The organism is Loktanella sp. DJP18, from assembly GCF_049310965.1.
Lineage (GTDB): Bacteria > Pseudomonadota > Alphaproteobacteria > Rhodobacterales > Rhodobacteraceae > Loktanella.
Window position 1 is genome coordinate 1 of sequence record NZ_JBMERN010000138.1, and the last position, 9,228, is coordinate 9,228.

The following is a 9,228-nucleotide window of genomic DNA, read 5'->3' on the forward strand; positions in this document are numbered from 1 at the left end:
CTGATGACCGGATTAATTGGCTCGGCTGTCGTCCGGAGCAACGCTTCCATCCGCAATGTTGCCACGCGAACGCTCATGAATGCCGCCTCGTCCTCAAGCCACAACGCGCCGAGGCGATCCGCGACCGGGCGAAGGACATCAAGGCAAAGCTCGCGCCGCCTCAAACCGGTCGGAAACAAGTCCTGGAGGGCCGTCTGTCCGCCTGTGGTGCCGCCGAACATGAACTGCTGACAGAGCAGGTCCCGATCTTCGGTGGAGAGTCGCAATTCGTCATTCCCACATAAAGGTGAGGCATAACCGCCTTTTCGGATTTTCGTTCCCTGTGTGGTCCTACGCCGCGTTCATTTGATTGTCGGTGTGTGGCCTACCCGCTCGGCACCTTGCACGTCGCGAGGGGTTCCATGGGATACACCGTTCCGCAACCGCCTCTTCACCCGCGATGCGGTGAGGGGGCAGCGCCCAGAAAATTCGCGACCATCTCCATCTCCATCTCTTCGACGTTATCGGCGACGACCTTGAACACGATGAGGACCGGCACGGCGACGAGGGCACCGGCGATCCCTCAGAGCCAGCCCCAAATCACGACGGTCAAGAAGACCGCGACGGCGTTTAGTTCCAATCGTTGCCCTAAAAGCGTCGGCGTTACAAAGTTCACCCTGAACAAGCCTCAACCTGCTGATTTCATTCGCAGGTCGTGCTGAAACGCTGGCATGAAATTGCAGGATTTTGTATTCTGGTCTTCGAAACCTTGCGAATTTCGGAGCCCCGATGAAGCCCCATCCCCGCCAGAAAGAGCAGGACGACCTGCTGCGCCCGCGTCTCACCGACATGATCGATATGCGCCACGAGCTGGCGAAGCTGACCACGCTGATCGACTGGGACTTTTTCGAGCGGGAGTGGGCCGGTTTCTTCCCGTCGCACCGCGGGCGGCCGGCGACCTCGCCGCGGCTGGTGGCGGGGTTGCTGTATCTCCAGCACGCTTACCGGCTGTCCGACGAGGCTGTGCTGGCCCGCTGGGTCGAGAACCCCTACTACCAGCACTTCACGGGCGAGACGTTTTTCCAGCACCGCCCGCCCATCGATCCCTCCTCGCTGACGCGGTGGCGCAACCGGATCGGTGAAGAGGGTGCCGAGTGGCTGCTCACGAAGACCATCGAGGCAGGGCGTCATTCCGGAACGGTCGACAACGACAGCCTCTCGCGCGTCGCCGTCGACACGACGGTGATGGAAAAGAACATCGCCCACCCGACCGATGCGCGTCTTTACGACAAGGCCCGTCGGCAGCTCGTCGCGCTGGCCGACGACGCCGGGGTCACGCTCCGGCAGAACTACAACCGGCTGGCCCCGCGTCTTGCACTACAGACCGGGCGCTATGCCCATGCGCGACAGTTCAAGCGCATGCGTAAGGCACTGAAACAGCTGAAGGGTTACACTGGTCGTGTCTTGCGCGACCTCCGCCGTCAGTTGGACGCGATCCCCGAAGGGCCCCTCCGCGAGCGCGTTCTGGACAAGCTCGTTCTGGTGGGCCGCCTGCTGCACCAGGAGCCCAAGAGCCGCAGCAAGATTTACGCCCTACATGAGCCAGAGGTCGACTGCATCTCAAAAGGCAAGGCCCGCAAGCGCTACGAATTCGGCACTAAGGTCAGCTTGGCCACCACGATCGACGAAGGCTTCGTCGTCGGCATGCGGTCCATGTCGGGCAATCCCTACGACGGCCACACACTGCCCGAAGCGCTGGAACAGGTCGCCATTCTGACCGGCCGGACGCCGGCGCTGGCGGTCGTCGACCGCGGATACCGTGGCCACGGCGTGTTGGCGACGCAGGTTCTGATCAGCGGCATGCGCCGCGGCCTCACCCCGAAGCTGAAACGGCTGCTGCGACGGCGCAGCGCCATCGAGCCCGAAATTGGTCACATGAAAAACGATGGCCGCCTGTCACGCTGTCCCTTGAAGGGCACGACCGGCGACGCGATTTTCGCCGTCCTCTGCGGCTGCGGCCACAACATTCGCAAGATCCTGGCCCACATCAGGGCTCTTTTGACCCATTTGATCGCCGTGTTCGCTGGAGTCATCGAAGCCCTGGGGGCCGAAAACTGCCGCGCTAATCGTCAGAGCGACGCGCCAGACGTTTGTTCAGCCTGAACTACAAAGCTCCCCTCCAAGGCGTCCAGGATCAGATAGGCGGCGGGTGCCAGCGCGGCGTGGGAGAGATTGTCGAAGGTCAGGATCGACAGGGCAGCGACGAAGGCCACGCCAATGAGGGCACCCAGAAAGGGCAGGAAATTCAGCAGGAAAACCGCGGTTCCCCAGATTTGGAATTTCAGGGGCCTTCGGCTTTGCGGACACCATCTCGGATGATCCTTCCGCCACTCCTCCTCGCTACCTCTTTTTCGCACAGTGACACGTCAACAATATGCAATCCGCCTTTCGGTAGCGCAGGCAGGGATGCATAATCCAGTTCGTGACGCGAGCCGTCCAGCCGCCAGTCGATATCCCGCGATAGAAACAGCGTGAACCGATCCATCAACGCAATGGTAAGCCATTCGCCGGACAGCGATGCGTGACACCGTGAGCTCCGCCACCCTGCGGGATCAGCGTGAAGGGATCACCCGGCCAGTCGAGAAAGCGCGCTGGCGCGAAATCCTCCGCGTCGCACCACTGCATGGCGTCTCGGTTGGTCCCATAAATATCCATCAAAACGCGTGTGCCAGCGACGATCCTCTCTCCCTGCCAGTCAATGTCCTTACGAGCGATCGCAGCCGTCGCCGGAAAAAAGGGATAGGTGCGCCGCACCTCTTGCACGAAGGCCTGTCGCCAGGCGGAATCAGCGGCGATGCGCCCGCGATCGCCACCATGGTGCACCAATGCGTCGGCGACGAAGACAAGATAGACCGCTATTGCGACGGTGGGACGCAGCATATTCAGCAGCTCGACGGCGGCAACCTCGGCAGGCAGCAAAGCACCGTCAAGATCGCGCCAGTTGGCAATGAACGACAACGCCTGATCGGGCGCGCTCTCAACTGTGCCATCGCGGACTTGGTTGACCAGCTTCACCATGTCCTTTTCCAGCTGATGTCTCGACAGGCGTGCCTTCACCTGCCCGAGCGGGTTAGGGCCTGCATGCAGGAACAAATCAGCCAGACGTCCTGCAGTCTTGTCTGTATGCGTGGCCGCCAGCGGCACGCCGGCCCATGCGCAGGCAACCCGCGTCAGGACCCGCGTCAGTTCCACAAAGAGATCGACCCGTCCATGCCACGCCACAGCGGCGTCGCGGCAGGCGGCATCGAACAATGACCCGACCTGACCGAGATCGGATGAAGGTCCCATCAGCGCCAGGAACATGGCTTTGCGATGGGCGTGCGCGGCACCGTCCAGCCCCTGCACGCCGCCATTGCCGAACAGGACGTCTCTGACGACTGCTGGAACCGCGCCTTCGCGGCAAAAGGCCATTGGATCGAAAAACATCCCCGCCGCCGCTGCCCCCGTCAGGCATACGGCCGGTCGCCCCAGGATTCGTGTGCGAAATCCCTGTGTCCCGAAACTGGCGCTGCGCGATCCGATATAGCGGTAGGGATCGCGCAGCAGCGGGACGGTTGAATCCGGCCAGTGATCGCGGGGAAGATGCGCCATGTCTGAAACTCCGATCTATCGAGCGGCAAGTAGGGAAACGCTGTGACCGGCAGCGTCTTGCGGATTTTCAGCCTCAGTCCACCTGTCGCCTCCGCAGTTTGGGCAGCGTCCCACCTTTGGATTCTGTCCACCCGCGTCGACGTAACCGCATTCGGTACAGCAGGGCACCCCGGTCACGGCACTATTCATGCCGCCGATTTCCCGCAGCGGAATGATACGCAGTCCGGGGCGCGGCGTTTCATGGCGAGAGACGCTCAACCGGCCGCCTGGCTCCAGAAACGCGCTGGCGACCTCGCCAAGGTTGGCAATTCCGTCGACGCGCAGCCTGGCCCGCAGTTCCGCCGCTCCAGTAGTGCGCCGCCCAAGGCCATCCTGCAGAATCATACCGTCTCGCACTACGACCTTCGCCAGCCCATCGACCGCAATTTTTGCCCACCGAAACCGCAGGATCAGTGCATCGAGGCCCTTGTCGGCAACAATGACCAGCGTGATGACGAGCATGGCATGCAGCAGCGGCACGTCCGGATAGAACAACGCGTCGCCGACGGCGGACCCCAAGGCGATCACCAGTAAAAACTCGATAAGCGATAGCTGGGAAACGGACCGACCGCCCACCCATCTCAGCAGCAGAAGGGTGTAGGCGTAATGACAACGGTCCGCAGAGCGATTTCGAGCAGAAAGAGCGGTGGCGCATCGCCAAACAGCATCCGCGTCAGATCAAAGGGGACAGGGGGAGACTCCACAGTCACACCTGGAAATACCAATTTGAACTCAACCACCAACCAGCGGCTCGGTTCCAAATTGTCGCCCTATACGATTCCCAATGGTCTTAGGAACAGCCAGCCGGTTGATCCGTTGATCAACACGCTATCCAAGACAAGGCAAGACTATGACACGCGGAACCCAAAGCGTCGTGATCGGCGCAGTCTTCCTGGGCCTTGTGGCCGTCATCATCCTTCGACGCGGTGCGGCGGAACATGAGGGCTTGTCTGCCCCGCCTATTCGTCCCGTCCGCAATGCAGGACCTGCGGACATGCGCGACCCTCCGCACGAGTGGTCGCAGGAAGACGAATTGTCAGACGAGTCGTTTCCAGCCAGCGACCCTCCCGGAACATACTAAGGAGAAATGCTGTGTCACTTGCTCCGCATTCAGCAATCAGCATGTTTGCTCCGCTAGCCGAGGTGGTGGTCGTAGGCGCAGGTTTCGCTGGACTGGAGGTCGCACGCGCCTTGGGCAAGGCCGGCATCGCGACCACGATCATCGACCGCCGCAATCACCATCTGTTTCAGCCGCTCTTGTATCAGGTCGCCTCAGCCGCCCTGTCCGCCACGGATGTAGCCGAACCGGGGCGCAAGATCTTGCGCCGCTACACGTCGGTCAAGGTCCTGTTCGGCGAGGTCGACCACATCGACACGGTGGCCCGGACGCTGCGATTGACCAGTGGTCAGAACCTCGACTTTACACATCTGGTCGTGGCCAGCGGTGCCGGTCACAGCTATTTTGGGCACGACGCGTGGGAAAAATTCGCACCGGGTTTGAAGACCATCGAGGACGCGCTCCATATTCGGTCACAAATCCTGCTGCGCTTCGAGCAGGCAGAGCGGACTCTGGATCCTGAGAACCGCAAGCGGCTTCTGCGATTTGCCATCATCGGTGGCGGCCCGACCGGCGTGGAACTTGCCGGAGCCATCGCGGAATTGAGCCGCCATACGCTGGCCCGCGATTTCCGGGTGGTCGATCCGACCACGACCCGCATCAGTCTGATCGAGGCCGGTCCGTGCCTGCTGTCGGCCTTCGACGATGACCTGTCGAGCTACGCCCGCCGGCGGCTGGAACGATTGGGCGTCGATGTCCGAACCGTGCGCCGGTCGAAGACATCGGACCGCAGACGATCCGCATCGACGGTCGCGATGAACCCGTGGGTCTTGCCGTGTGGGCGGCCGGTGTCGCCGCGTCGCCTCTGGCCCGCCAACTGGGAGAGACGGACCGCGCAGGCCGCGTCATCGTGGACGCTACGCTGATGGTTCCGGGCCTTCGTGACGTCTATGCTTTGGGCGATATGGCGGCCTGTCTCGATGCCGACGGCAATCTACTTCCCGGCCTGGCGCAGGTGGCAAAGCAGCAGGGGACGCATCTGGGCCGCACCCTGACCGCCCGTATCGTTTCGGGCCGACCACTTGTCCCGTTTCGCTATCGCAGCAGAGGCAACACCGCAATCGTGGGACGCCATGCTGCCGTCTTCGAACATGGTCGTCTTAAGGTCAAAGGCTGGGTGGCCTATTTGGCATGGGCCATCGTCCACGTCTATCTGCTCGTGGGCTTTCAGCATCGATTCCTTGTCGCGATGCAATGGTTGTGGCGATACCTGACCTATGACCGCGGTGCGCGTCTGATCGCCAACGACATTGCCAAGCCAGAAGACGACGTCGCAGTGCGCTCACCCGTATTCACTTCGGCACCGCCTGATGGGGATCTCTGATATCGAGGTCAGAGGATCCATCGACAAATATCTACTGGATCTACGTACTCGCATCGTCGGCTTCAACGCATTTGGCAGACCTTGCAGTCATTTACGTGTGGCACTGTGAACGGGGTGCCTCGCCGGTCGTGCCGTGGATCCGAGCGTCCGCCACCTCGCGCGTCCAGGCGTCCAGGTGCGCCTCGAGCGCGGCGAAGCTCTCGAAACGACGCCCTGCGCCCGCGTTCTTCTTCACGTAGCCGACGCCGCGCTCATCCTTGCCTTCGTCCGGGCTCGGTAAGGTGCGCAGGCTTTTACCTTGAAGCCCCAGTGCCGCGCGAAGGCATGCAACTTGGGATTCACCACCACCTCGCGCGAGATCGGGTCATGGTGCTGGATCAGCGCCCGGGCGTTGTCGAGCAGCACCTCCTCGGGCACGCCCCCGAAAGCCCGGAAGCAGCTCTCCATGCCGTCGAACCAGTGTTCCTGGCGCTCGCCCCGGTAGGCACGGGCGTGCAGCCTGCGGGAATAAGGCACGGCGCAAACTTACAGACTACGTCATATCAATGTAGAAGGTGGTCCCCTTGTCTGCATTTCTGACGTAGCCGATTGCTCCGTTATGCGCTTCCATGATCTTGCGCGAGATATTCATGCCAAGGCCGGTGCCGCCGATGTTGCGGGTATCTGAGGAGTCGAGCTGGCTGAAGCGGTCGAATACCTTCTCGGCGTCGCTTTCTTGAAGACCAACGCCTTCGTCGATGACGGAAAGCCGGATCCGTTTTGCTATCCGCTCGATCTTGACCCTGACCACACTGCCGGAGGGTGAAAATTTGGCTGCATTGGACAGCATGTTGTTGAGAACCTGATGGAGCCTGTCCCGATCACCGGTCACGATGTATCCCGGATCGTCGTTACTCAATTCCAGTTCGACGCCGAGACGTTCGGCATAGGAGCTGTTTGCTGCAAGCGCTTGTCTGGCCAGCTCGGCGGCATCCAGCTCTTCCATCGTATATGTCATGAGACCGGACTCGATCTTCTGGAGGTCCAGTGTTTCGTCGATCAAGGTCAGCAAACGCGCGCAATTTCTTTGCGAGATATCCAGCATCTTGTTTATTTTCGGAGGCAAAGTGCTGAAATGACCTGATTTCATGATGTCAATCGATCCCTTGATTGACGTCAGGGGGGTGCGCAACTCGTGGCTCATCGTGGACAGAAATTCTGATTTGATCCGCAGGGCGTTTTCGACTTTCGTGTGCTCACGCTGGAGATCTTCCACCTGTCGCAGGTTGCGACGGTAGAGCGTCAGATGCACCCGCGAGCTGTCGATGACAAAAAACAGGACAAACAAAGAAGTTAGCAGCTGCGCCCAGAGTTCTGACTGGATCGGTGCATTCATGACCATTATATCCCATGCGGGGATGAATATGAAGGCCGCCCCGTAGATGGACATTCTCATGGCCAGAATTGTAATGAGCTGGTGATTGTTCATGGCGGCAAAGATTGCAGCTGCGAACAGAAAGAAAAGCGACATGAAATGTGGGCCGGGGCCTTGATGCAGGGCAATGGAAACTGCAAAGAAGACGATGACGAATGCGCTTGTAATGGTGCTTATCACAATCTTGACCATCAGGCCCCGGGCCAGGCAAGGGTCACGTCCATTCCAGGCCTGAACGGACCGGAAGACCATGGAGTCGTAAGCTTCGGATGAAATCATCATCGCAGCCGTGATCAAGGCGAGGGGCAGGCTGTAGTAATAGCCTGTCAGAACACCGGCGGCACAAAAGATGACCATGCGCTGCCAGAACAGATCCGTGCCGACCTGTGCATAGTCCTTCATCTGCCGGGCAAGCCGGAAGATGTTCTTCTTGCCGATATTGCGAAACTCGTCCCTAATACTGTCCATTCGGCTTCCTTGTCCGCGGAAAACTCAACTCAAGACCCTGCTCACTAATCAGGGTGCTTCGAAAGCACAACGGACTTATTTTTATGGAAAAATACGGCTATATTATGGTTATATAACGGGTACGATGCGATTGTTTGGAGAAACGAGGATAGGTTACGAGGGCATGATGAGACAGTCGCCACCCCGCTTCTTGTCGAAGGGTCGGATTGCCACCCCAACGTCGGAATTTCCGCTGCCCAGTCAGGTGCTGTCCATTCCCTGCTCCCGTATAATGACGGTCGAAGACCTCCTGAGGTCAAGCGGGCAACTGCGTGCAACGACCCTTTCAGTGATGAACAGGCATCATTACGGAGAGCTTTACATCAATTACCTCAAGGCTCGACACGCTGTGTTCATCGTGACCAAAAGATGGAAGCTGCCTGAAGTCGACGGCATGGAATATGATCAGTACGACACACCTGAAGCGCGCTGGGTCGTTGTTCATGAATACGGTGAAGTGCTTGCCGGCCTCCGGATGACACCGACCACGTCACGGTGTGGTGCTCACACCTATATGATCCGTGATGCGCAGCTGGGACTTCTGAAGGGGCTGCCCTTGGATCCTTTGTATTTCGAGGCTCCTGTGGCTGATCATATCTGGGAGGGCACCAGGCTGTTTGTGTCAGACAAGATCCCTGCCAGTCGTCGAGTGGAGATTCAGACTCTTCTGATGATGCAGATGGCAGAGACAGCCCGCAGTCTTGAGGTTACTCAGATGATCGGGGTCGTGCCCGTCGTGTTTAGGCGATGGCTGAAGCGGATCGACATGCAGGCTGTGGCGGTTGGTCCGGCATTTGAACTAGGCGGAGATTGGTCCCAAGCCGCTTTGATGACAATTGGCTAATTGCGAATCCCGGAAAACGTCGGTGCGAAAGTCGGCCACTGTAGCGGCGGGATGACCTTGCTGCGGGAGGTTTAAAAGTCGCCCACCTTTACCCTTTTTGGTGACAGGGAGAGCGGGAGGATTTTCACCGTGGATTTGTATCGGAAGGTTCGGCTCGCGGTTTGTGCCGTCCCCGTCCCATTGATTTCCGCGGTTCCGTAGTGCTGGCCCAACGGCGTGTCTCGTTCTGAACATTCAGAAGGAGATGGCGATGGCGGATGGCGGTGAAGGGTTTGACGGCTGCATCGAAGTTGTGGAGCGGACATGTGGATATCGGCGCTGGCCGAAGGATGTGAAGGCGCGGATTGTGGCCG

6 protein-coding genes and 2 pseudogenes are annotated in these 9,228 nt (G+C 59.7%); 4 read left to right on the forward strand and 4 right to left on the reverse strand.

Translation table 11 applies throughout. The features are described 5' to 3' along the window. Positions 1-284: hypothetical protein (locus ACOI1H_RS21650; RefSeq protein ID WP_422440096.1), on the forward strand; the 284-nt coding region annotated here is incomplete at its 5' end. A gap of 484 nt (positions 285-768) precedes the next feature. Beyond that, positions 769-2,142, forward strand: a complete 1,374-nt coding sequence (locus ACOI1H_RS21655) for an IS5 family transposase (protein ID WP_422440098.1) — start codon at positions 769-771, stop codon at positions 2,140-2,142. Positions 2,143-2,523: 381 nt separating this feature from the next. Here the strand turns inward: ACOI1H_RS21655 and ACOI1H_RS21660 are convergent, their stop codons facing one another. Both ACOI1H_RS21660 and ACOI1H_RS21665 read right to left on the reverse strand, forming a co-directional pair. After that, the gene (locus ACOI1H_RS21660; protein ID WP_422440100.1) at positions 2,524-3,630 is read right to left on the reverse strand and encodes a cytochrome P450; all 1,107 of its coding nucleotides are present in this window, start codon (positions 3,628-3,630) and stop codon (positions 2,524-2,526) included. 15 nt (positions 3,631-3,645) lie between these two features. Further along, on the reverse strand, positions 3,646-4,188 hold the full coding sequence (locus tag ACOI1H_RS21665) for a DUF421 domain-containing protein (RefSeq protein WP_422440102.1): 543 nt from the start codon (positions 4,186-4,188) through the stop codon (positions 3,646-3,648). A 458-nt stretch (positions 4,189-4,646) separates the two neighbouring features. On the opposite strand from ACOI1H_RS21665, the pseudogene ACOI1H_RS21670 reads away from it, so the two are divergent. Beyond that, positions 4,647-6,110 (forward strand): annotated as a pseudogene (locus ACOI1H_RS21670) (NAD(P)/FAD-dependent oxidoreductase); the annotation flags it as partial. A gap of 112 nt (positions 6,111-6,222) precedes the next feature. Here the strand turns inward: ACOI1H_RS21670 and ACOI1H_RS21675 are convergent. Both ACOI1H_RS21675 and ACOI1H_RS21680 read right to left on the reverse strand, forming a co-directional pair. Continuing rightward, positions 6,223-6,620, reverse strand: a pseudogene (locus ACOI1H_RS21675) (DDE-type integrase/transposase/recombinase); the annotation flags it as partial. A 22-nt stretch (positions 6,621-6,642) separates the two neighbouring features. Beyond that, complete coding sequence (locus tag ACOI1H_RS21680) at positions 6,643-7,992, reverse strand: sensor histidine kinase (RefSeq protein WP_422440104.1); 1,350 nt, start codon at positions 7,990-7,992, stop codon at positions 6,643-6,645. A 163-nt stretch (positions 7,993-8,155) separates the two neighbouring features. On the opposite strand from ACOI1H_RS21680, the gene ACOI1H_RS21685 reads away from it, so the two are divergent. Then, positions 8,156-8,875 carry an acyl-homoserine-lactone synthase gene (locus ACOI1H_RS21685; RefSeq protein ID WP_422440106.1) on the forward strand — a complete coding sequence of 240 codons (720 nt, stop codon included), beginning with the start codon at positions 8,156-8,158 and terminating at the stop codon, positions 8,873-8,875. Positions 8,876-9,228 lie beyond the last annotated feature (353 nt).

Excerpts from the sequence above, each read along its gene's own strand:
- ACOI1H_RS21685 (WP_422440106.1), top strand. The coding sequence starts at position 8,156 with ATGATGAGACAGTCGCCACCCCGCTTCTTGTCGAAGGGTCGGATTGCC.
- ACOI1H_RS21655 (WP_422440098.1), top strand. The coding sequence starts at position 769 with ATGAAGCCCCATCCCCGCCAGAAAGAGCAGGACGACCTGCTGCGCCCG.
- ACOI1H_RS21680 (WP_422440104.1), bottom strand. The coding sequence starts at position 7,992 with ATGGACAGTATTAGGGACGAGTTTCGCAATATCGGCAAGAAGAACATC.
- ACOI1H_RS21660 (WP_422440100.1), bottom strand. The coding sequence starts at position 3,630 with ATGGCGCATCTTCCCCGCGATCACTGGCCGGATTCAACCGTCCCGCTG.